Consider the following 19,963-nt stretch of genomic DNA (forward strand, 5'->3'; position numbering starts at 1 on the left):
ACAGGGTCGGGCAAGATGGCCTCATGACAGCCGTGAGCGGCGACCCACGCGAGGTCGGCAGGAAGGTGCGGCGGCTCCGGCAGGAGCGCGGGATCTCGCTGTCGGAGCTGGCCAGAAGGGCCGGCGTGGGCAAGGCCACGCTGTCCGGCCTGGAGACGGGCGTCCGCAATCCCACCCTCGACACGCTGTGGGCCGTCACGGCCCAGCTCGGCGTGCCCATCGCGGCCGTCCTCGACGACGCCCCCGCCACCCCTGTCCAGGTGCGCGGCACGGCGGTCGAGGCCACGTTGCTGCAGGTGTTCGACGACGCGGGCGTGACCTACGAGCTGTACCGGATGCGGGTGCCGCCGGGCGCCACCCAGACCTCACCCGCCCACCACGAAGGCGTGAGCGAGCACATCACCGTCTTCTCCGGCACGCTCAGCGCGGGCCCCCTGGACGCGCCGCTGGTGGCGGGCCCCGGCGGCTACCTGAGCTGGCGGTCCGACGTCCCGCACGGCTACGCGGCCGTGGGCACCGAGCCGGTCCACGCCTCCCTGCTCATCCGCTACCCGGCCACCGGCTGACCCCACTCGGCCACCGCCCTACCGGCTGACCGCCGCGAGCCCGCCGCTCGGCTACCCGGCCACCAGCTGACCGTCGCGCACCAGCCAGAGACCTCCGTCGGCGCGGGCGCCGCGCAGCCCCTCCGTGGCCTCCGGCCCCGCCACGCCGGGCAGATCGGGTACGGCCAGCCCCGCGAAGGCGATGGTCCTGCTCGGCCGCCACACGCCCGTCGCCACCAGCCGCCTGCCCATGCCCTTCCAGCCCTCCGGCTCGTCGGCCACCACCCACAGGTCGGGATGGCCCGCCACCAGCCGGCAGGCCGGACGCAGCCACGACGCCGCCTCCTCAGGCCACGAGACCACCGCCCCGATGTGCCCGCCCACCGCCTCCCACGCCGCCACGAACGCGCGTGCCCGGTCCGCGCAGGCCGCCGAACGTCCGTGGCCCACGTTGACCAGCAGCGGATGCTGCTGGCTCACCAGCCGCAACACCGCGGTCAGCTCCGCCTGCGCGCCGCCGCCTCCCGCCGGCGCCGCCGCGCCGCGCACGTGCGCGCGCCGCCACTCCGTGAACGCGTTCACGCCGCCACCCCCGGCCGGCAGGTCCGGCACGCGCGGTAGCCCTCCGCCTCCGCCTGCGCCACGCTGCGGAAGCCGTGCCGGTGCCGCGGCGTGATGCGCCGGGCGTTGTGGCAGGTGGGGAAGCACACGATGCCCGTGGTGTCGCTGGCCAGGTAGAAGACGTTCTCCCCGGCCAGCGTGCGCAGCCCGTCGAGGTCGACGCCCTCCTCCCGCAGCAGCCGCTCCTTGGCGGCGCCGCCGAAGACGTAGTCGCCGGTCACGCCGTCCGACCTGATCACCCGATGGCACGGCACCAGCAGCGGCACCGGGTTGCGGGCGAGCGCGGTGCCGACCGCGCGAACGGCGCCCGGACTGCCGATCTGGCGGGCGATCCACCCGTAGGGCCGCACCTCCCCTCGCGGGATGCGCTGGGCGGTGGTCAGCACGGCCCGCTGGAAGTCGCTCAGCTCCCGCAGGTCGAGCCGGACCCCCGTGGCCTTCCCCGTGCGCAGGGCGGGCAGCAGGCCGGCGGGCGGGCGGTCGCCCGGCAGCAGCGGCCTGCCGAAGCGGGCCCTGAACTCCGCGGCGAAGCCGTCCCCGTCGTCGGGGTCCTCGTGCCGGCGCAGGAAGGCGATTCCGTGGTCGGTGCTGGCGACCGACACCTCGCCGAGCGGGCTGGACACGCGCACCCAGCGGGCGGCGATCCGGTCGAGCAGCCCGGCGGGCGCGTCGGTGGACAGTGCGGCGAGCCCGGCGAGCAACGGATCCTGGTTCATCTGGCCATCTCCCTCAGACGCTTGAGCCCCCGCGACACGTGCGACTTGACGGTGCCCTGCGGGAGGCCGAGCACCGTGGCCACCTCGCTGACGGGCAGATCCACCACATGCCTGAGCACCACCGCGGCCCGCTGGTCCTCCGGCAGCCGGCGCAGCAGGTCGGCGAGCTCGCCGCCGGTCTCCCGCCGCTCGGCCGCCGCCTCCACGTCCTCGCCGGTGTCCGCCGTGTCCACCGGCTCCTCCAGCAGGTCGGGCGGCGGCTGGCGAACCCTGGAGCGGACGCAGTTGCGCCACACGTTCATGAGGATCGTCATCAGCCACGGACGCGGCTGCAGCGCTGCGATGCGCGCGCGATCATAGCCCGCCACCGCCCGGTACGCGCGGAGGAACGCCTCCGCGGTCAGGTCCTCGGCGTCGGCCCAGCGTCCGCTCAGCCGCAGGGCCGTGGAGAACACCAGACCCCGGTAGGTCTCGTACAGCTCGGCGAAGCCTCCGTCGAGGTCGTCGACCAGCGCCTTCCTGACCGGGTCCAGGCAGTCGAGTTGGTTCACGTCCTCTATAACACCGACGCGCCCGAGTCCGTTGCGGGAAGACGAGAAGGGGCCGCGTCCCGTGGGACGCGACCCCTTCTGATGTGTCGGATCGGTCAGACCGCGACGGCGAGCTGGGCGACCTCGCCGAGCTTGGCCTGGACGGCCACGTCGCGGGTGATGCCGCCACCGGCGATGATGCGGACGGTCCAGTCACCCGGAGCGGCGAAGAAGCGGAAGACGCCCTCGTCGGACACCACGACCTCGCCGGTGAACTCACCCGAGTGGTCGAGCAGGCGCGCGTAGGCGGTGCCGGCGCCGGTCACCACGCCCTGGATGACGGCCTGGGTCGACAGGTCGATCCCGGCCGGCAGCGCGATGGTCTGCTCCGGAGCGCCGCATCCCTGAGTCGAAACAGTCATTAGCGGGCCTCCCCCAGCTCGATCGGCACGCCCACGAGCGAGCCGTACTCGGTCCACGAACCGTCGTAGTTCTTCACGTTGGCCTGGTCGAGGATCTCGTGCAGCACGAACCACGTGTGCGCCGAGCGCTCCCCGATCCGGCAGTAGGCGATGGTGTCCTTGCCGAAGTCGACACCCGCGCCCGCGTAGAGGTTCTTCAACTCCTCGTCGGACTTGAACGTGCCGTCGTCGTTGGCCGCCTTCGACCACGGGATGTTGCGCGCCGTCGGCACGTGCCCCGCCCGCTGCGCCTGCTCCTGCGGAAGGTGCGCCGGGGCCAGCAGCTTGCCGGTGAACTCGTCGGGCGAGCGCACGTCGACCAGGTTGAGCTTGCCGATGGCCGCCACCACGTCGTCGCGGAAGGCGCGGATCGCCGCGTCCTGCTCCTGCGCCACGTAGCCGGTCTTCGCCCGCTGGGGAGCGTCGGTCACCAGCTCGCGCGAGTCCAGCTCCCACTTCTTGCGGCCGCCGTCCAGCAGCTTGACGTTGGAGTGACCGTAGAGCTTGAAGTACCAGTACGCGTACGACGCGAACCAGTTGTTGTTACCCCCGTAGAGCACCACGAGGTCGTCGTTCGAGATGCCGCGCTCCGACAGCAGCGCCTCGAAGCCGGCCTTGTCGACGAAGTCACGGCGGACGGGGTCCTGCAGGTCGGCCTTCCAGTCGATCTTGACGGCGTTACGGATGTGGCCCTTGTCGTAGGCGCTGGTGTCCTCGTCGACCTCGACGATCACGACACCCGGGGTGTCGAGGTTGGCCTCGACCCAGTCAGCATCCACCAGGGCGGCGGAGCGGCTCATGTGTGAACCTCCATTGTGGCGGCGGGCAGTAGACGGCGAATCATCAGGTACATCTCGCAGCCGAGGCAGAGACCGAAGGCTGCGTTGAGGAAGGCGGCGAGGAGAGCCGCCGCCGTCGCCCCGAGGGCGATCGGCGTGATCCCGGTGACGAATCCGACCAGCCCCGCGACCGCGAAGGTCAGGCCGACCGCCTGCGCGAACCGCGGCGGGCGGGCGTCCTCCGTCGTCGACGGAGGACTCCTGAAGAGCACCCTGTACGGCGAGCGACCGGCCACACCGAACGCGAACACCACCGCCTGGACGGCCAGCAGCCAGCCGCTTCCCGTCAGCAGGACGAGAGCGAGGACGATTGTGGTGACAGCCGCGCCGAGACGCAGCACTCGAGGGTCGGCACGCATCGAGGGATGCTCCTGAAGGGTCGGAAGGGGGCGGATCAGATGTCCGCGCGAGACCGTCCTCAGGCAGCGCGACAGAGCGCGGTGGTCACGCGGCAGAAATCAACCGCGCGCCGCTTCGTCAGCAGCTCTGTCGTGGGGTTCATGGCGATGACACTACCTGTCGTCTCGCCGTCTGTCACATCTCGTCCGGCTCCTGAGACACGATCGTGCCCAGGACCGCGATGACGTCCGCCTTCCTGGGCTGGCCTGAGGCCCTCTTCACGACGTTGCCCGCCCCGTCGAGCACCAGGACGGTCGGCGTGCGCATGATGTCGAGCCGGCGCACGAGGTCGAGCCGTGACTCGGCGTCGATCTCCACGTGCCTGACCCCCGGCACCAGGCCGCTCACGTCGGCCAGCACCCGGCGCGTCGCCCGGCACGGCTGGCAGAACGCCGTGGAGAACTGCACCAGGGTCGCGCGCTCGCCCAGCTCGGCGCCGAGCGCGTCGGCCGTGAGCGTCCGGCCCGCGTCGCGCATGCGTCCGTCGCGGCGCAGCTTCACCACCCCGATCACCGTGCCCAGCGCCAGCGTCGCCAACGCCACCCACCAGCCTGCCATCGCCTGGTGCAACCGGCGCCGGGCCGGGATTCTTCCCTACTTGGCGTCGACCGTGACCAGGACCCGGTCGGCGGCGTCCCTGATCTCGAAGGCGCGGATGGCCGCCAGCGGCGTGCGGCTCGCCACGTGGTAGACCTCCGAGCCCTCCTCGTAGCGGTTCGCCGTGACCTTCCACGACCTGGTGACCTCGCGCCCGCCGCTCTTGCGCACCACGACCAGCGTGCACTCGGTGTCCGCGGGAACGCCGCTGACCTGCACCTGGAGGGGCATGCCCGGCGTCACGGTGACCGTGGCGCTGACCCCGTTCCTGCTCCCCTGGAAGGCCGTCCCCTGGGACTTGAGCGCGGCCGACGGGGACTCCGTGGGCACGGCTCTGGTGTCGGCCCGCGGGAGGTCCTGAGCGAGCTGTTCAGGGGTGTTGGCGTTGGGCGCCTTCGTGGCCGCCGGGGCGTGCTCGGGCGCGGCGCCCTGCCCCATGTCGGCCTGCGTGGTCGCGGGCGCCGCCGCCGTGGACTGCGACGCGCGCTGCTGGATCCCGGTCCAGACCGTGCCGCCCACCGCGAGCACCGCGACCGAGGCCGCGACGGCCAGCAGCAGCCGGGTCCGCCGGTGCCGCTTCACCCGGTCGTTCAGCAGCCGGTCGAGCACCTCACGAGGAGGGCTCGCGACCAGCACCACATCCTGCTCCGACACCTTCGCCAGGAACGAGGAGACCCCCTCGAGCTCCATCAGCTCGTCGGTGCACCCCTCGCACGAGGCCAGGTGGACCTCGACCTCCAGCGCCTCCTCGGGGTCGAGCGCCCCGAGCGTGTAGGCGCCGAGCGACAGCCGTACCTCCTCGCACGTCACGGCGCCAGCCCCCGCTCTTCCAGGGCGAGCTTCAGCGCCCGCAGCGCGTAGTAGGTCCGCGACTTCACGGTGCCGGCCGGGATGCCCAGCGTCTCCGCCGCCTCCTTCACCGATCGCCCCCGATAGTAGACCTCCAGCAGCACGTCACGGTGCTCCGGCCGCAGCGCGGCCAGCGCCTCCGCCACCGCCCACGACTCGACGGCCTTCTCGAGCTCGTCGTCGGCGGGGATGACGGCGAGCGCCTCGTCCCCTGTCTCCTGGGGTCTGGCCTTTCTCGCGCGATGCTGGTCGACGACGAGGTTGCGAGCCACTGTGAACAGCCACGCCCTGATCGGACGCCCCGAGACCGCCTCAGGATGCCGCCATGCCCGCAGCAGCGTCTCCTGCACGACATCCTCCGCTCGGCCAGGGTCCCCGGTCAGTCGCAGTACGTAACCGTAGAGCGGCCCCGCGTGCTCGTCGAAGAGGGTTCTCACGAGTTCCTCGTCGGCTGTGCCTGCTGGGCTCACCCCCTCATCACGTACGGCGCGCCGTACCGGTTCGAAGTCAGCCACGGAGAGGTACGTCACTTGCCTCGGCGGTGATCTCCAGCCCGGCGGGGACGGTCTTCACGCCCGTCACCTTCACGTCGAACGGGAGCTTGGCCTTGAGCGGGATCGTGTAGCTCAGCAGGCCGGCGGCCTTGGCCGGCATGCCGTTGACCTTCTCGGCCGTCACCTTGATGCCGCCGTCGACGAGCTCGACCCGCATGTCGGCGGTGAACTTCACCTTCGTCACGCCGAGGTTGACCTGGCCGGAGGCGGTCAGGGTGTCACCCGTGCCGCCGATCTTCACCCCGCGTGGCGCGAACCTGTCGACGGTGGACCTGGACAGGGTGCCGCGCACGCTCACCCGGCCCGCGACGATCTGCGCCTTGTTCTGGATGACGTCGGCGAGCGGGGCCCGGACGTCGTAGGCGGCGCCGCTCAGGTTCTCCACCTTGACACTGTTGTACGTCAGCGTGCCCAGGTCGAAGCGAACCTCCTGATAGCGGCCCGCGATCGCCTGGGTGAGGAACGGGATCCCCTCGATCGTGACGGTCGGGGTGCCCGACAGGTCGGAGGCGGCCGCGATCCTGTTGGCGATGTCGCGCTGCACGCCGGAAACCGCCACCCGGTCCACGGCCACGAGCAGGACGATCAGCACGATCAGCAGGATGATCAGCTTGCGCATCGGGCTCCTTCGGGGGGGTGCCTGGGCGCTACCTTATCCTCCGGCGAAGGGAGGAAGGATCTCCACAACGGCCCCTTCGGGCAGGATCACCGAGGAATGCTCGCGTTTGCCGACAGGGTCGCCGTTCACCAGGAATGACGAGCGGCGCACCACTCTGGCGAGTTCGTCCCGATCCGCTGTGATTCTTGTCATGAGCCGATCCAGCGTGTCGGCCTCGAAAACCTCCTCCGCCACACCGGCCGCTTCCTTCGCCGCGGCCCAATAGCGAACTTTTCCGGTGGCCATGGCTACCTCACAATCAATTCCGTTCCATTGTGCGGGTTCGTTAACGAAGATGTTTCATACGAACGCCTGCTCACCAGGTGGACACCACCAGGTCGCGGCAATCACGTGGGTTATCCTCACCTACGAAGGGATCCGGGCGACGCAGCCCCCGGGTCCCACATGTGTTTGTACGGCACGACACACGCACGACGAACACGCAGGCCCTACCAGAGGAGTCGAAATGAGCAACCTGCTCCTGCTGACCAACGCCCTGGAACCCTCCGCCGAGGTGCTGCCTGCACTGGGCCTGCTGCTCCACTCCGTCCGTGTCGCGCCCGCCGAGGCCTCCGCCCTCATCGACGCGCCACCGGCCGACGCCGTGCTCGTCGACGCCAGACGCGAACTCGTCCACGCGAAGAGCCTGTGCCGGCTGATCCGCACCACGGGCGTCGACTGCCCGCTTCTCGTGATCGTCACCGAGGGCGGCCTGGCGGCGATGACCGCCGAGTGGGGCGTCGACGACGTCCTGCTCGACAGCGCCGGCCCGGCCGAGGTGGAGGCCCGGCTGCGCCTGGCCACCGGGCGGCTGTCCCTGGCGGCGGCCGACGAGGTCCCCGACGAGATCCGCAGCGGCGACCTGGCCATCGACGAGGCGACCTACACCGCCAGGCTGCGGGGGCGCGCCCTCGACCTCACCTTCAAGGAGTTCGAGCTGCTGAAGTACCTCGCCCAGCACCCGGGCCGGGTCTTCACCAGGGCCCAGCTGCTGCAGGAGGTGTGGGGCTACGACTACTTCGGCGGCACCAGGACCGTCGACGTGCACGTGCGGCGGCTGCGGGCGAAGCTGGGGCCCGAGTACGAGTCGCTGATCGGAACGGTGCGGAACGTCGGCTACCGCTTCGTGCCCGACCGCGGCAGCGCCGACGCCGACAGCCCGGCCCACGTCTAGCCGGCCCTCCCCCTCGTTCGGATCCCCCGGCGTTCGGATCCGCCGGCGTTCAGACCCCCGGCGTTCAGACCCCGGCCGAGAGGGGCGCTCTCGAGTGTCTCCAGGCGGATGCCCGTGCCGGTGTACACGGCCTGCGCGATCTCGGCGGCGGCGAACTCCGCGACCCCGACCCGCACGCCGGACCGCTCGTCGCACCAGGCGGCGATCCGCTCGGGCGCCGTCACCGGGCTCGCGAAGTGAGCCAGGCTGACGTACCAGATGTCGCGCGTCCAGTCCTCGAAGGCGCCCCACGTCCCGAGTTCGCGCGCGAACCTCCGCTGCAGCGTGACGAGCGTGTCGTCGAGGGGCGTGCCCCAGACCAGGACCCCGCCGTGGTGCGGGATCACCCCTCGCAGCTCCAGCCGGACGGCCGGCAGGCCCTCGGCCGCCGCCGCCAGGGCCGCGCCGTAGACCCGCCGCTCGGCGACCTCCCGCCGGTACGGCTCCAGCGAGCGCAGCGTGACGTGCAGCGCGTCGCCGCCGTGGACCCAGTGGCCGGGCCCCACCGCGGCGGCGAGCTCCGCCGCCAGGCCGGCCAGCCGGTCGAGGGCCGGAGCCGAGGGCCTGAGCACCGCCGCGGCGCCCCACCGGGGCGAGCCCTCCACCGGAGGCCGGTCGAACGTGGTCTTTCCGCCGAGGAGCGCCGCCCGGCCGCCGGCCGCGAACGCGGAGAAGGGCGGCATCAGTAGCGCGGGTCCGTTTCGAGGAGACCCATGATGATCATGTCGGCGTCGCCCGGCTCCATGGCGCGCAGGCGGACAAGGGTTCCGGTCAGCATGCGTGTACCCGATCAGATCGGGGCCAGGGCCCGCAACCGGATAGTCGGCGCGGGCCCTGGACGGTCGAGTGTCAGTCCACGACCGTGATGCGGTTGGTCGCGGGCGGGGCGACGGGGCTGTGGCCGCCCAGGTACGCGACGAAGGCGTCGATGTCCAGCGGACCGCTCCACAGGTCGGTGCCGTTCTTGAACTCGGCGAAGGCGTCACCGCCGCCGACGAGGAAGTTGTTCACCGCCACGCGGATCGACTGGGTGTCGGTCACCGCGACGCCGTCGATCTTCATGTTCGACACCTTCGAGCCCCACGGGGCGCTCTTGCTGTAGGTGTAGGTGAAGTTCGCCGACGGCTGGAGGATCCTGGTGAACGGCTGGTTGTTCGGCCCGCCGACGAACTGCTGCTCCAGCACCGTCTTGAGCTGGGCGCCGGTCAGCGTGATCACCTGGGTGAGGTTGTTGAACGGCTGGACGGCGAACGCCTCGCCGTACGTCACCACACCGTCGCCCTCGTTGGCGGGCGAGCCGGCGTAGGTGAGCGGCATGCGCACGCCACCCGGGTTCATGAACGCGATCTGCGCGTTGCCGCCCGTCCTGGTCGCCTCGAGCTGGCTGTCGGCGATCAGGTCGCCGAGCGGCGTCTCGCCGGAGGGGGCGGCACCGGTGCCGACGTCGGCGCTGATCCTGCCGACCGGCTTGTTCGCGATGGCCTCGCTGCGGGCTCTCCACTTGGTGACCGTGTCGCCGACCGGCTGGTCCGGGGTGACGTCACGGGTGACGACGTGGTTGCCCGCCACGACAGAGGACCGTACGACGTCACCCGAGCGCCGGTCGACCTTGAAGTCGATCTGCGTGAGCACGCGGCCGAAGGACGAGCCCTGCGTGTAGACGCGCGGCTGCCCCGCGGGGTCGGTCGCCTTGCAGATGTAGGCCTGGTGGGAGTGGCCGCTGACGACCACGTCGACCTGCGGGTCCAGGCCGGAGGCGATGCGCGAGCCGGCGCCGGGGGTGACCGAGCAGGCGCTCGGGTCCTGGTTCGGGGTGATCTGGTCACCCTCGTGGACCAGCACGACCTGCGCCTTGACGCCGGCGCGGGCCAGCATCCTGGACACCTTGTTGGCCGCGGCGACCTCCTCGGTGAACTTCAGGCCCTGGATGCCGCCGGAGGAGACGATGGTCGGGGTCGTGGCCGTCACCAGGCCGATGAAGCCCACCTTGACGCCGTTGACCCTCTTGATGAAGTACGGCGGGAGCGCGTACCTGCCGCTGCGCTCCTTCACCACGTTCGCGGCGAGGAAGTCGAAGTCGGTGCCGGCCCACGGGCTGTCGGGGTGGCAGCCGTCGACGGGGTGGCACCCGCCGTTCATCAGGCGCTTCAGCTCGGTGTAGCCTTCGTCGAACTCGTGGTTGCCCGCCGAGGAGGCCGCGAGCCCCATCTGGCCGAGCACCTCGAGGGTCGGCTCGTCGTGGTAGGCGGCCGAGATCAGCGGAGAGGCGCCGATCAGATCGCCGGCCGCCACCAGCAGGGTGTTGGCGTCCGCGCGCTGCTTGACGTGCGCGGCCAGGAAGGCGGCTCCACCGGCGATCGAGTACTTGCCGCCCACGATCCCGGTCAGCTTGCCGTCGACGTCGACGAGCGGGCCGTTGGGGTCGAGGATGCGGCTGCTGGACCCGCTCGGCGGCTCCAGGTTGCCGTGGAGATCGTTGATCGTCAGCAGGCGGACGGGAACCGTCCGCTCGGGCCTGGCCGCTTCGGCGGGCCCGGCGACGAGCGCTAACCCGCCCAGGCCGACGGCACCCGCGACAGCGAGCGGGAGGAAGGAGCGAGAGATCATGCCTGCAGACGTTACGGCGGCAAACTATGCAACAGACGTCTGAAAGGTAACGATTCGTCGGGCCACCACATGGCGTTATTTGCCAGTCAGCCGCCTAGAGTTCGATCCATGACTGTGCGCGTGGTCGAGCGGGGACGTCTCGATGACCAGGAAATCGCCGACGTGCTGGGTGTCGTTGAGGCGGCCACGGAAGCCGACGGGGTCCGCCCGCTCAACGAGCACGTGATGCTCCACCTGCGCTACGGCGGTGACGAGCGGGCCCGCTCCCTGCTGCTCTACGACGGCGACGCGCCGGCCGGCTACGCGCACGTGGACCCGACCGACGAGGTCGCGGGGCCGAGCGGCGAACTGGTCGTCCACCCGGCCTTCCGCCGCAGGGGGCACGGCAGGACGTTGCTGCGGGCCGTACTGGAGGTGGCGGGCGGGCGGTTGCGGCTGTGGGCCCACGGCGACCACACCGGCGCGGCGGCCCTGGCCGCCTCGCTCGGCTTCGAGCGGATGCGGTCGCTGTGGCAGATGCGCCGCTCCCTGTTCGCGCCGCTGCCGGCCGCGCCGCTGCCCGACGGGGTACGGCTGCGCACGTTCGTGCCCGGCGAGGACGAGGAGGCGTGGCTCAAGGTGAACGCCGCCTCGTTCGCCCAGCACCCGGAGCAGGGCGCGTGGACGCTTGACGACGTCCTGCGGCGCGAGGCCGAACCCTGGTTCGACCCGTCCGGATTTTTCCTAGCTTTTCGTGATTCGCGGCTGGTGGGCTTCCACTGGACGAAGATCCACGGATCCTCCTCCGAGGAGCACGGCCACGAACCGCTCGGCGAGGTCTACGTCGTCGGCGTCGACCCGTCCCAGCAGGGCACCGGCCTGGGCCGGGCGCTCACCCTCGCCGGCCTGCGCCACCTGCGCTCGCGCGGCCTCGCCCAGGCGATGCTGTACGTGGACGAGGCCAACACGGCGGCCATCCGGCTGTACGAGTCCCTCGGGTTCAACCGCTGGGACATCGACGTGATGTACGCGGCGACGCGATGAGCGCCGCCCACGCGGCGAGCGGCCGCCCGGCTTGACGAGGGTCACTCGACTCGGCGGGAAGCGCTCGACGCGGTGAGCGGCCCCTCGACGTGACGAGGAGCGCTCGACGCGCCGAGGGCTGCTCGACGCGATGAGGGCTGCTCGATCGGGGCTACTCGGTCAGGGCTACTCGATCAGGGCGTGCAGAGCGAAGTACGACAGCGCCGCCACCAGCGCCGCCGCCGGAATCGTCAGGATCCACGCGGTCACGATGTTGCCCGCCACTCCCCACCGCACGGCCGACAGCCGCTTGGTGGCGCCCACGCCCATGATCGCGCTGGTGATCGTGTGCGTGGTCGAGATGGGAGCGCCGAAACCGATCGCCGCGACGTACAGAACCGTGGCGGCGGCGGACTCGGCGGCGAAACCCTGCGGCGGGTCGAGGGCGATGATCCTGCGGCCCAGCGTGCGCATGATGCGCCAGCCACCGGCGTACGTCCCCAGCGAGATCGCGCCGGCCGCCGACAGGATCACCCACTGCGGGATCGGGTCGGTGGGTGCGGCGTAACCGCCGACGACCAGCGCCAGGAAGATCACACCCATCGTCTTCTGCGCGTCCTGCAGACCGTGGCCCAGCGCCATCGCGGCGGCCGAGACGGTCTGCGCGTAACGGAAGCCTCTGTTGGTGCGAGCGGGTTGCGCGTTCCGGAAGATCCAGTAGATTGCGATCATGATCGCTGCGGCGAGCGAGAACCCGACCAGGGGCGACAGGATCATCGGGATGACGACCTTGTCCACGACGCCGTCCCAGTGCACCACACTGGCCGCCGCCAGCGCGGACCCCACCAGGCCGCCGATGAGCGCGTGACTGGAGGAGGAGGGCAGACCGAAGTACCAGGTCACGAGGTTCCAGGTGATCGCGCCGATGAGCCCCGCGGCCACGACGACCAGGCCGTGAGTGCCCTCCGGCGCGTCGATGATGCCCTTGCCGACGGTCTGCGCCACCTGGGTGCCCAGGTGGGCGCCGATGAAGTTCATCGCCGCGGCCAGGAACAGCGCCGCGCGCGGAGTGAGCGCGCGCGTTGACACCGACGTCGCGATGGCGTTCGCCGCGTCGTGGAAACCGTTGGTGTAGTCGAACACCAACGCCACGACCACCACGCCGATGACGAGGACGAGCGTGAGGTCCACTTAGCTTTCCTTGACCGCGATCGACTCGACGGTGTTGGCCACGTGCTCGAACGCGTCCGCGGCCTCCTCCAGGCGGTCGATGACCTCCTTCATCTTCATGACGGTGAGAGCGTCGTACTCACCGCTGAAGAGCTTGGCCAGCAGCTTTCTGTAGACCTGGTCGCCCTGGTTCTCCAGGCGGTTGACCTCGATCCAGTACTCGTTCAGGTTCTTCATCGAGCGCAGGCGCGGCATGGCCTCCGCGGTCAACTCCGCGGCCCGCTCCAACACCTCCACCTGGCGGACGACGTCCTTCGGCAGATGGTCGATCTTGTAAAGGACGATGAGGTCGGAAGCCTCTTCCATGGCGTCCATCACGTCATCCAGGTTCGAGGCGAGACGGTAGATGTCCTCGCGGTCGAAAGGCGTGATGAAACTCTCATTCAGCCGGTTCATGATCGCATGAGTGCGTTCGTCACCGGCGTGCTCGCAGGCGCGCATCTTCTCGGCCAGCGCTTCCCTGTCCGAGCCGTCGCTGATGATCTCCACCAGCAAACGCGATGCCGTGACCAGGTTGTTCGCGGAGTCGGCGAACAGGTCGTAGTAGCTGTCCTCACGAGGCGTGAGACGCAGGCGCACGTCGTTCTCCACATGTGCGGGGATGGTCCGCAGAGAAGGGTACGGGTTACCAGCGGAAATGCGAACTTCATGGTGCGCACACCTACTCTTCCCCTTCTCGCTACCCGCCGTATGAACTGTGACACCGGGGTCGGGGGTAGTTTGAAGACCATTTTGTCCGTGGCCGCTTTGACAGGGGTTGACGGCTTGGCAGGGGTATGGGCCGCCGGTTGCGGAGTGATGAGGGATGATTGGTGCGGCGGGTGTGACGGCCTGGACATGAGCGACCACGCCATGGGGACGAACCCGGATACGCCGCGCAGGCGGACAGCCAACCCCGCCATCCAGATCTGACCTCTCGACCTCGGGCCGGCACCTGTCCCTTCTCCGGATCCGACCCCGGCCTCTCCTGCCGACGACGCCCGCCCCGGCTTCCTGCCGGGGCCTGACCCGGCTTCCCTACCGGCGCCCGCCCTGGCTTCCCTTGCCGGCTCCTGATCCGGCTTTCCTGGCCGACGCCCGCCCCGGCTTCCCGCGCCTGGTCCGGCTTCCCTGCCGGCACCTGCCCCGGCTTCCCTGGCCGACATCAACCCGGCTTCCCTTGCCGATGCCAGCCCGACTTCCGTCGATGCCGGCCGGACTGGATGGCAGATTCGGCCACGCCCGGACCTCGCCTGGCGCACCGGAGACTGACCTGTCGCACCACGAGCCGACGCCTCGCTCATCACGCTGGGCCCTCATGGGCTTCCCCGGCCCTGGCGGATCGACGCCTGGCCCCGGCCGCGCCGTACCCTCAGCCGACCCCCGGCACGGGGAACTGACCCGACGGCTGCCCTGCCACAGGGGACCTGCCCTCTCGCGGTGAACGCCCGCCGCGCACGGCCACCCCCACCACCGGCCCCACGAACGACATCGCCGGCCGTCCGGCCATGAGCAGCCGACCCGGCGCCGACCGCCGGAGATGACCAACCGCCCTCGTGGATGACCGTCCGCCCCCGTGGATGACCACCAGCCCTCATGGATGACCGTCCGGCCGGCCCCGCAGATGGCTGCCTGGACTCCCAGCCAGACAGCCGCCCGGGCCCTCAGACAGCCGTCAGGCCCCTCGGATGACCGTCCGGGCCCGCGGACGACCCCGGGCCCTCGGATGACCGTCCGGGCCCTCGCAGGACAGCCGTCCGGACCCTCAGACAGCCGTCCGGTGGAAGTTCCTGAACGACCGCGAGGGCGTAGGCCCACGCTGCCCCTGGTAGCGGGAGCCGTACTTCTCCGACCCGTAGGGATGCTCCGCCGGAGAGCTCAACCGGAACATGCACAGCTGTCCGATCTTCATCCCCGGCCACAGCTTGATCGGCAACGTGGCGACATTGGACAGCTCCAACGTCACGTGCCCCGAGAACCCCGGATCGATGAACCCCGCCGTCGAGTGCGTCAGCAACCCCAGCCGGCCCAGCGAGCTCTTGCCCTCCAACCGGCTCGCCAGGTCGTCGGGCAGCGTGATCACCTCGTACGTGCTGGCCAGCACGAACTCCCCCGGGTGCAGGATGAAGGGCTCGTCCCCCTCGGGCTCCACCATCCGGGTCAGATCAGGCTGCTCCACAGCGGGATCGATGTGCGGGTACCGGTGGTTCTCGAACACCCTGAAGTACCGGTCGAGCCGTACGTCGATGCTGGACGGTTGGATCATGTCCTTGTCGAACGGGTCCAGCTTGACACGCCCGGACTCGATTTCGGCAAGGATGTCTCTGTCAGAAAGCAGCACGCTGAGCAACTTACCGTGTGCTACGGGAGACTCAGCGCCTGCGGGGTTGCTGAAGTGGGCCAGATTTCCGCTACAGTGGTGGGCGCGGCTCCGGCCGATGCGGGTGTAGTTCAATGGCAGAACATCAGCTTCCCAAGCTGACAGCGCGGGTTCGATTCCCGTCACCCGCTCTCACTGCGAAAAGCCAGGTCAGGGATGATTTCCCGACCTGGCTTCTGATCTTTCTACCGCCTAGTTCGATCTTCCGTGCCCGTTACGCGCCCGATCCCTCCTGAGCTTCGTTCTTCAGAGCGTCTTCAGTGAGCTTGCCCATGCTGTCGGCGATCATCTTGTCTCGCTCCGGCAGGAGCGCCCCGGCTCCGGGATGATCGCCAGGGGTACGCAGGTGCGCTACCGAGGCAAGAACGGCGCCGTGGACATCATCCAGACGTCAGCCGACGTGATCACGGTTAGCCTCGAACCTGACGATGTCCTTGCGATCAGTAACGCGCTCAACGAGATCTGCAACGGCGTCCATCTCGACGATTGGGACTTCCAGACCCGAATAGGAGTCGAGCGCGAGCAGGTGCAGGCCGTGCTGGACGTGATCAACTCCGCGATGGCCACGATGGCCGCCCGCCGCCACGCCGAGGGAAAGGAGCGGTAGACGGCCAGGTGGGCCCGTGATCGCCGTGCGATCAGCGTGCAATTAGCCAGGGGAACAAGGGGTCAATCACGGTTGCTCAGGACCGGCTTCCCGCCCAGGTCAGCGCCTCCACATGGGGTGATCGTTGCAGTTCCCAATCTGACAGCGCGGGTTCAATTCTTGCCACCCGCTCCACACGCGATGCCGTCGTCATGATGGCGTCGAAGAGTCAAACGTATTGACCCCCTGCGGGATATCTCCGTCGCTCCTTCCCGGCCAACCTGGCAGCATCAGCAGGGGAGGGAGACATCATGAACTTCGATCGGATCACCGTCGAGCCTGACAAGCTCGAAGGCAAGCCCGCCGTCCGTGGTCTGCGCATCACGGTTGAGACGGTGGTACGGCTCGTCGCCGGCGGATGGACCTTCGACGAGATCCTCTCGGACTATCCGGGCTTGGAGCGGGAGGACATCAAGCAGGCGCTCGAGTACGCAGCGGCGTCCACGAATGTCCACTTCTACCGTCTCCGCGAGCCAGCGTGAACTTTCTGGTCGATGAGAACCCCTCACCCCGCGTTGCCGAGCTGCTGACCAAAGCTGGTCACAACGCGACCCATGTGCGCGATCTCCAGGCAACGAGCGCCCCCGACACCACGATCATGGAACTCGCCATCGTGGACGGTCGGACCATCATCTCCGCCGACACCGACTTCGGCGCGCTCCTGGCCCACGCCCGCGCGACCGAACCCTCCGTATTCTCGTACGAGAGCTGGTAGAGCTTCGTCCACCCGACTTGGTCAACATCATCTTGGCTAATCTCGAGGTTCTCGAGCAGCACCTTCAAACAGGCGTGATCGCCGCTTCCACCACCGGAGGCATCCGCGTCCGGGCGCTCCCTCTGCGCTGAAGCCGACATGATCCACGCGCCAGATCCGTGCCAGAGCGGACGGGCAGCCGAGGTAACTCACGGATACTCACGGTCACTCGACTCACTCTGACCTGTACCCCCGTCTTCCCAGCTCAGCACAGCGAGATCAGTAGATGGTTCCCACGCTGACAGCGCGGGTTCGATTCCCGTCACCCGCTCCACACACGAAAGCCCAGGTCATCCGACGGATTCGGAACCTGGGCTTTGATCTTGTTCAGGCTTGTTGATCTCTCCGTGCCATTAGCGTGCCATTAGGGTCAGCGATCACCCAGCGGGAACGAGCACGCCAGGCGGGTCGTCTTCATCACCTTCGTCTTCATCATGCGGCGGCTCCGCCGCCGCAGCCCGCGCGGCCCTCCCCGTGCGAGCTGCGGCCTGGGGGCCGGTCTCGCGCGGGGAACCGCACGGGTCAGGCCAGCCAGGCCATTGAACAATCCAGTAGCCCGGCACCCCTGGACTTCATTAGCGTGACCAGGTGCTCAGCTACAACGATCTTGTCGAACAAGCCCTGCACGCGTCCCTGCTCGGATGGGACTTCAGCTGGCTACGCGACCGAACGAGTGGCGGGAGCCCATCATGGCGATACACCGAGCGGGCCTCAGCGCTTCTCTCAGTGGCACCGCGACTGCTCGACCTAGACACCGGCGGTGGCGAAGTCCTGGCCTCCCTAGCTCCACTGCCTCGTCACACTGTCGCAATGGAAGCGTGGCAACCAAACATCCCCATCGCCGCCAAGCGGCTTCGACCGCTTAATGCCACTGTGCTCGGCGGTACGGCGGATGCCATCCCCGTGAGCGAAGCCACTTTCGATCTCGTGCTCAACAGGCACGGCGCGTTGAACGCTGCCGAGGTCGCCCGAGTTCTCACCCCCGGCGGCCTACTTCTCACCCAACAGGTCGGCACCCGCAATGATTTGGAGCTGAACATTGCCCTTGGCGCCCCTTCCCCCGATCCAGAGGCATGGACGCTGGCCATCGCAGTAGATCGCCTTCGCCGCTACGGGTTTCGTGTCCTGGACGCTCGTGAAGAGATGATCGACTATGTCTTCCATGACATAGGTGCCGTGGTCTTCCAACTACGAGCCGTCCCGTGGCAAATTCGCGACTTCGATCTCAAACGCTATGAGCAGCCGCTACAGCGGCTCCATGAGCGCATCTGCTCAGAGGGCGCATTCACCGCTCGTAACCACCGCTTTCTCATCGAGGCCGCATTGCCTGACATCTGACGGCCAAGCATCCCGCATGCCGAATAGCGCCCCACAACAATCACGCCTCTGGCGGGGCGCTCCGGCTCCGGGGATGATCGCGGCTCTCTCGCCGGGGCCCGTAGTTGGCTGAGGTGAGCCCGATCGTCCCGCCCGCCGTCGTCCCAGACAAGTCGAGCGGGACGGCGGCAGACGGAGACGCCTTCTACTGCCATCGCAGGATCGAGCACATACCGCACGACGATCGCCATGCGGTGGCTCGGGTCAGCACGTGGTCGGGGGCGATCGAAGGTTCGAGACTTCGTTCCTCAGCCCCGGCCCACCGAGCAGCCAGGCATCGCACCCGTCCGACCTGCTGGTTCGTATGATCGTCGTGCCATTAGCGTGCCATTAGCCACGGGGACGAGGGGTCAACCATGGTCACTCATGGCCTGCCCGACAGCGGTCCTGACCAGAGAGCCCATGGTCACGTCGCCGCGATAGCTGCAATTCCCAAGCTGACAGCGCGGGTTCGATTTCCCGTCACCCGCTCCAAGGTTCTCAGGCCTTACTGCATGGCCTTCCGCTTGGAGCGCTTGACGCGCGTTGATGCTCCAGACAGCGTCTCCCTGGGTTCCACCCTCTTCGGCCCCAGACAGTCCTACGATTGCCACTGCATGGCTGGCCGCCGTAGATCGCTGTGGGTGGTCGGTGGGACCTCCTGGGGCGGCGTGCCAGGGCGGGCGGGGAGTCGCGGTCACTCACGGCCACTCACGAGGGCGATCGATCACTCCTGGCGCATGTCAGAACTTGCCCGTCTGTACCTCGATGAGATGCCTCAGCTGCTTGCTGAATTCCGCGTGGAAGCTGATGCTGAGGGCTGGCCATCCCCAGAAGTCAAATGCGAGTGCCCCGAGGGCGAAACCGGACCCGAACTGCCACTCGGTGACTGGGATGGAGGCTCCGCATGAGGAGCAGATGACGCTCCCTTCACCAGTTTCCTTCCAGGTGTCGATGCCGTCGCTGAACGGCTGCCAGGCCTTCTGGTCCGCCTCGAACTCCTCCGGGTAGTCGATGATTACGGTTCTCGTTTCACATCGCGGGCAGGTCGCAGAGTCCGCCTCGCTCATCCCCTGTCCTCCGACGTGGTAATCCCGCCCGACGATGACTGCCACCGGGCCCGGTATCCACGACAGGTCCGAGGAATCGGCCACTGCCCGTTCCCAGTTGGGGCCAGCCTCGTACCCATCGTCCACTTGCAGGCTGTACATCCCGTCGCTGGACCTTTCGCGTGTGATCAGTCCCTCGGCAACCATCCAGTCGACCATACGGTCTGCGAGCAACCCAGCCTTTTCGCCGGTCACCTCGACATCGACGATCCGCTCGAAGTAGTCACCCATCGTCCTTCAACTCCTCCTCGGTCACTGGTGCCCACTGTGCCACCACTTCTGAGAGCCAGAGACGGCCGTTCTCTCGATCGCCCGCAGCCGTTACGTGGCAGCGCTGATAAACCAGCGCGGCCCGGGTGGGTCGAGTTCGGCGGCAGACGCGATGATCAGACGGGCGAGGTGTGCGCGGGTCGCGCGCGAGAAACCAGGTCGCAGGCTGATCGTCGTGCCATTAGCGTGCCATTAAGAGGGGTAACGAGGGGTCACCCACGGTCACTCACGACCGACATCAGCCCCAGGTCAACGCCCCTACGAGCCAAGATCCCTGCAATTCCCAAGCTGACAGCGCGGGTTCGATTCCCGTCACCCGCTCCACACACGAAGGCCCAGGTCAGAAAGCAGATTCCTCGGCCGGCTTGCCCATGCCCTCAGCGATCAGCTTGTCTCGCTCGCTCTCGGTGCGCAGATAGATCAACGCAGCCCGAGTAGTCGCGTGGCCCATGGCCGAGGACGGCTGAGTCACCGCTCCCCCGGCGGTGCCGTGTCATGTCTGGATCACCGCCGACTTTCGATTTTATGTATCCGAATCCGGCCACGCCACCATTGAACTCATTTCAGCGGCTCTCTCGAAGTTGTAGAACGAGGATCGCCTTGACGAGCTGACCTGCGCGAAGTGGGCAGCAGCGGAGCTTGCGGAGG

The 19,963-nt window shown here is 68.7% G+C and carries 24 protein-coding genes and 1 tRNA gene; 8 read left to right on the forward strand and 17 right to left on the reverse strand.

The window, feature by feature from the left end:
* Positions 1-23 precede the first annotated feature (23 nt).
* Positions 24-566, forward strand: coding sequence for a helix-turn-helix domain-containing protein (locus ACWEVS_RS33960; protein ID WP_452418075.1), 543 nt, complete (start codon positions 24-26; stop codon positions 564-566).
* A 51-nt stretch (positions 567-617) separates the two neighbouring features.
* Here the strand turns inward: ACWEVS_RS33960 and ACWEVS_RS33965 are convergent, their stop codons facing one another.
* The 11 genes from ACWEVS_RS33965 to ACWEVS_RS34015 all read right to left on the reverse strand — a co-directional run bounded on the left by ACWEVS_RS33965 (position 618) and on the right by ACWEVS_RS34015 (position 7,015).
* Positions 618-1,127: a hypothetical protein gene (locus tag ACWEVS_RS33965; protein ID WP_449914486.1), complete on the reverse strand. Its 510-nt coding sequence runs from the start codon at positions 1,125-1,127 to the stop codon at positions 618-620.
* Positions 1,124-1,882: a methylated-DNA--[protein]-cysteine S-methyltransferase gene (locus ACWEVS_RS33970; RefSeq protein ID WP_452554782.1), complete on the reverse strand. Its 759-nt coding sequence runs from the start codon at positions 1,880-1,882 to the stop codon at positions 1,124-1,126. The genes ACWEVS_RS33965 and ACWEVS_RS33970 overlap by 4 nt, the downstream gene beginning before the upstream one ends.
* Entirely contained in the window at positions 1,879-2,433 is a 555-nt protein-coding gene (locus ACWEVS_RS33975) for an RNA polymerase sigma factor (RefSeq protein ID WP_354914112.1), read from the reverse strand. The genes ACWEVS_RS33970 and ACWEVS_RS33975 overlap by 4 nt, the downstream gene beginning before the upstream one ends.
* Positions 2,434-2,528: 95 nt before the next feature.
* Positions 2,529-2,834, reverse strand: a complete 306-nt coding sequence (locus tag ACWEVS_RS33980; protein ID WP_449914491.1) for a DUF1416 domain-containing protein — start codon at positions 2,832-2,834, stop codon at positions 2,529-2,531.
* Complete coding sequence (locus tag ACWEVS_RS33985) at positions 2,834-3,673, reverse strand: sulfurtransferase (protein WP_449914494.1); 840 nt, start codon at positions 3,671-3,673, stop codon at positions 2,834-2,836. Before ACWEVS_RS33985 ends, ACWEVS_RS33980 begins: the two co-directional genes overlap by 1 nt.
* Positions 3,670-4,071 carry a DUF4395 domain-containing protein gene (locus tag ACWEVS_RS33990; RefSeq protein ID WP_452554784.1) on the reverse strand — a complete coding sequence of 134 codons (402 nt, stop codon included), beginning with the start codon at positions 4,069-4,071 and terminating at the stop codon, positions 3,670-3,672. The genes ACWEVS_RS33985 and ACWEVS_RS33990 overlap by 4 nt, the downstream gene beginning before the upstream one ends.
* Positions 4,072-4,246: 175 nt before the next feature.
* Complete coding sequence (locus ACWEVS_RS33995) at positions 4,247-4,669, reverse strand: thioredoxin family protein (RefSeq protein WP_449914499.1); 423 nt, start codon at positions 4,667-4,669, stop codon at positions 4,247-4,249.
* Between the two features lie 36 nt (positions 4,670-4,705).
* Positions 4,706-5,518: an anti-sigma factor family protein gene (locus ACWEVS_RS34000; protein WP_452554786.1), complete on the reverse strand. Its 813-nt coding sequence runs from the start codon at positions 5,516-5,518 to the stop codon at positions 4,706-4,708.
* The gene (locus ACWEVS_RS34005) at positions 5,515-6,027 is read right to left on the reverse strand and encodes a sigma-70 family RNA polymerase sigma factor (protein WP_354914188.1); all 513 of its coding nucleotides are present in this window, start codon (positions 6,025-6,027) and stop codon (positions 5,515-5,517) included. Before ACWEVS_RS34005 ends, ACWEVS_RS34000 begins: the two co-directional genes overlap by 4 nt.
* Positions 6,028-6,064: 37 nt before the next feature.
* On the reverse strand, positions 6,065-6,730 hold the full coding sequence (locus tag ACWEVS_RS34010; protein WP_452554788.1) for an LmeA family phospholipid-binding protein: 666 nt from the start codon (positions 6,728-6,730) through the stop codon (positions 6,065-6,067).
* Positions 6,731-6,763: 33 nt separating this feature from the next.
* Positions 6,764-7,015, reverse strand: coding sequence for a MoaD/ThiS family protein (locus ACWEVS_RS34015; protein ID WP_449914506.1), 252 nt, complete (start codon positions 7,013-7,015; stop codon positions 6,764-6,766).
* A gap of 220 nt (positions 7,016-7,235) precedes the next feature.
* Between ACWEVS_RS34015 and ACWEVS_RS34020 the strand changes: the two genes are divergently transcribed.
* Entirely contained in the window at positions 7,236-7,943 is a 708-nt protein-coding gene (locus tag ACWEVS_RS34020; RefSeq protein WP_449914509.1) for a response regulator transcription factor, read from the forward strand.
* Here the strand turns inward: ACWEVS_RS34020 and ACWEVS_RS34025 are convergent.
* Both ACWEVS_RS34025 and ACWEVS_RS34030 read right to left on the reverse strand, forming a co-directional pair.
* The gene (locus ACWEVS_RS34025) at positions 7,940-8,665 is read right to left on the reverse strand and encodes a hypothetical protein (protein WP_452554790.1); all 726 of its coding nucleotides are present in this window, start codon (positions 8,663-8,665) and stop codon (positions 7,940-7,942) included. The genes ACWEVS_RS34020 and ACWEVS_RS34025 overlap by 4 nt on opposite strands.
* A gap of 166 nt (positions 8,666-8,831) precedes the next feature.
* Positions 8,832-10,589 (reverse strand): bifunctional metallophosphatase/5'-nucleotidase, encoded by a 1,758-nt coding sequence (locus ACWEVS_RS34030; RefSeq protein ID WP_449914514.1) that lies wholly within the window; start codon positions 10,587-10,589, stop codon positions 8,832-8,834.
* Between the two features lie 108 nt (positions 10,590-10,697).
* Here ACWEVS_RS34030 and mshD point away from each other — a divergent pair, with 108 nt between their 5' ends.
* Positions 10,698-11,612 carry a mycothiol synthase gene (gene mshD, locus ACWEVS_RS34035; protein WP_449914515.1) on the forward strand — a complete coding sequence of 305 codons (915 nt, stop codon included), beginning with the start codon at positions 10,698-10,700 and terminating at the stop codon, positions 11,610-11,612.
* Positions 11,613-11,777: 165 nt separating this feature from the next.
* On the opposite strand, the gene ACWEVS_RS34040 is transcribed toward mshD, so the two are convergent.
* The 3 genes from ACWEVS_RS34040 to dcd form a co-directional block, all read right to left on the reverse strand.
* Positions 11,778-12,782, reverse strand: a complete 1,005-nt coding sequence (locus tag ACWEVS_RS34040; RefSeq protein ID WP_449914518.1) for an anion permease — start codon at positions 12,780-12,782, stop codon at positions 11,778-11,780.
* On the reverse strand, positions 12,783-13,400 hold the full coding sequence (locus ACWEVS_RS34045; RefSeq protein WP_354914137.1) for a DUF47 domain-containing protein: 618 nt from the start codon (positions 13,398-13,400) through the stop codon (positions 12,783-12,785). It lies immediately after the preceding gene.
* 1,165 nt (positions 13,401-14,565) lie between these two features.
* Positions 14,566-15,141, reverse strand: a complete 576-nt coding sequence (dcd, locus tag ACWEVS_RS34050; protein WP_354914139.1) for a dCTP deaminase — start codon at positions 15,139-15,141, stop codon at positions 14,566-14,568.
* Positions 15,142-15,240: 99 nt separating this feature from the next.
* Between dcd and ACWEVS_RS34055 the strand changes: the two genes are divergently transcribed.
* The 5 genes from ACWEVS_RS34055 (at position 15,241) to ACWEVS_RS34075 (ending at position 17,918) form a co-directional block, all read left to right on the forward strand.
* A tRNA-Gly gene (locus ACWEVS_RS34055) sits at positions 15,241-15,311 on the forward strand.
* Between the two features lie 242 nt (positions 15,312-15,553).
* On the forward strand, positions 15,554-15,787 hold the full coding sequence (locus ACWEVS_RS34060) for a hypothetical protein (RefSeq protein ID WP_452418082.1): 234 nt from the start codon (positions 15,554-15,556) through the stop codon (positions 15,785-15,787).
* Positions 15,788-16,077: 290 nt separating this feature from the next.
* Entirely contained in the window at positions 16,078-16,308 is a 231-nt protein-coding gene (locus ACWEVS_RS34065; protein ID WP_452418084.1) for a DUF433 domain-containing protein, read from the forward strand.
* On the forward strand, positions 16,305-16,541 hold the full coding sequence (locus ACWEVS_RS34070) for a DUF5615 family PIN-like protein (RefSeq protein ID WP_452418085.1): 237 nt from the start codon (positions 16,305-16,307) through the stop codon (positions 16,539-16,541). The genes ACWEVS_RS34065 and ACWEVS_RS34070 overlap by 4 nt, the downstream gene beginning before the upstream one ends.
* A gap of 765 nt (positions 16,542-17,306) precedes the next feature.
* Positions 17,307-17,918, forward strand: coding sequence for a class I SAM-dependent methyltransferase (locus ACWEVS_RS34075; protein ID WP_452554795.1), 612 nt, complete (start codon positions 17,307-17,309; stop codon positions 17,916-17,918).
* Between the two features lie 761 nt (positions 17,919-18,679).
* Here the strand turns inward: ACWEVS_RS34075 and ACWEVS_RS34080 are convergent.
* Positions 18,680-19,276 (reverse strand): hypothetical protein, encoded by a 597-nt coding sequence (locus tag ACWEVS_RS34080; protein WP_449914521.1) that lies wholly within the window; start codon positions 19,274-19,276, stop codon positions 18,680-18,682.
* Positions 19,277-19,963 lie beyond the last annotated feature (687 nt).

It is taken from the genome of Nonomuraea sp. NPDC003754 (genome assembly GCF_053605785.1).

Excerpts from the sequence above, each read along its gene's own strand:
- ACWEVS_RS33960 (WP_452418075.1), top strand. The coding sequence starts at position 24 with ATGACAGCCGTGAGCGGCGACCCACGCGAGGTCGGCAGGAAGGTGCGG.
- ACWEVS_RS33970 (WP_452554782.1), bottom strand. The coding sequence starts at position 1,882 with ATGAACCAGGATCCGTTGCTCGCCGGGCTCGCCGCACTGTCCACCGAC.
- ACWEVS_RS33980 (WP_449914491.1), bottom strand. The coding sequence starts at position 2,834 with ATGACTGTTTCGACTCAGGGATGCGGCGCTCCGGAGCAGACCATCGCG.
- ACWEVS_RS33985 (WP_449914494.1), bottom strand. The coding sequence starts at position 3,673 with ATGAGCCGCTCCGCCGCCCTGGTGGATGCTGACTGGGTCGAGGCCAAC.
- ACWEVS_RS33990 (WP_452554784.1), bottom strand. The coding sequence starts at position 4,071 with ATGCGTGCCGACCCTCGAGTGCTGCGTCTCGGCGCGGCTGTCACCACA.
- ACWEVS_RS33995 (WP_449914499.1), bottom strand. The coding sequence starts at position 4,669 with ATGGCAGGCTGGTGGGTGGCGTTGGCGACGCTGGCGCTGGGCACGGTG.
- ACWEVS_RS34010 (WP_452554788.1), bottom strand. The coding sequence starts at position 6,730 with ATGCGCAAGCTGATCATCCTGCTGATCGTGCTGATCGTCCTGCTCGTG.
- ACWEVS_RS34015 (WP_449914506.1), bottom strand. The coding sequence starts at position 7,015 with ATGGCCACCGGAAAAGTTCGCTATTGGGCCGCGGCGAAGGAAGCGGCC.
- ACWEVS_RS34020 (WP_449914509.1), top strand. The coding sequence starts at position 7,236 with ATGAGCAACCTGCTCCTGCTGACCAACGCCCTGGAACCCTCCGCCGAG.
- ACWEVS_RS34025 (WP_452554790.1), bottom strand. The coding sequence starts at position 8,665 with ATGCCGCCCTTCTCCGCGTTCGCGGCCGGCGGCCGGGCGGCGCTCCTC.
- ACWEVS_RS34030 (WP_449914514.1), bottom strand. The coding sequence starts at position 10,589 with ATGATCTCTCGCTCCTTCCTCCCGCTCGCTGTCGCGGGTGCCGTCGGC.
- mshD (WP_449914515.1), top strand. The coding sequence starts at position 10,698 with ATGACTGTGCGCGTGGTCGAGCGGGGACGTCTCGATGACCAGGAAATC.
- ACWEVS_RS34065 (WP_452418084.1), top strand. The coding sequence starts at position 16,078 with ATGAACTTCGATCGGATCACCGTCGAGCCTGACAAGCTCGAAGGCAAG.
- ACWEVS_RS34080 (WP_449914521.1), bottom strand. The coding sequence starts at position 19,276 with ATGGGTGACTACTTCGAGCGGATCGTCGATGTCGAGGTGACCGGCGAA.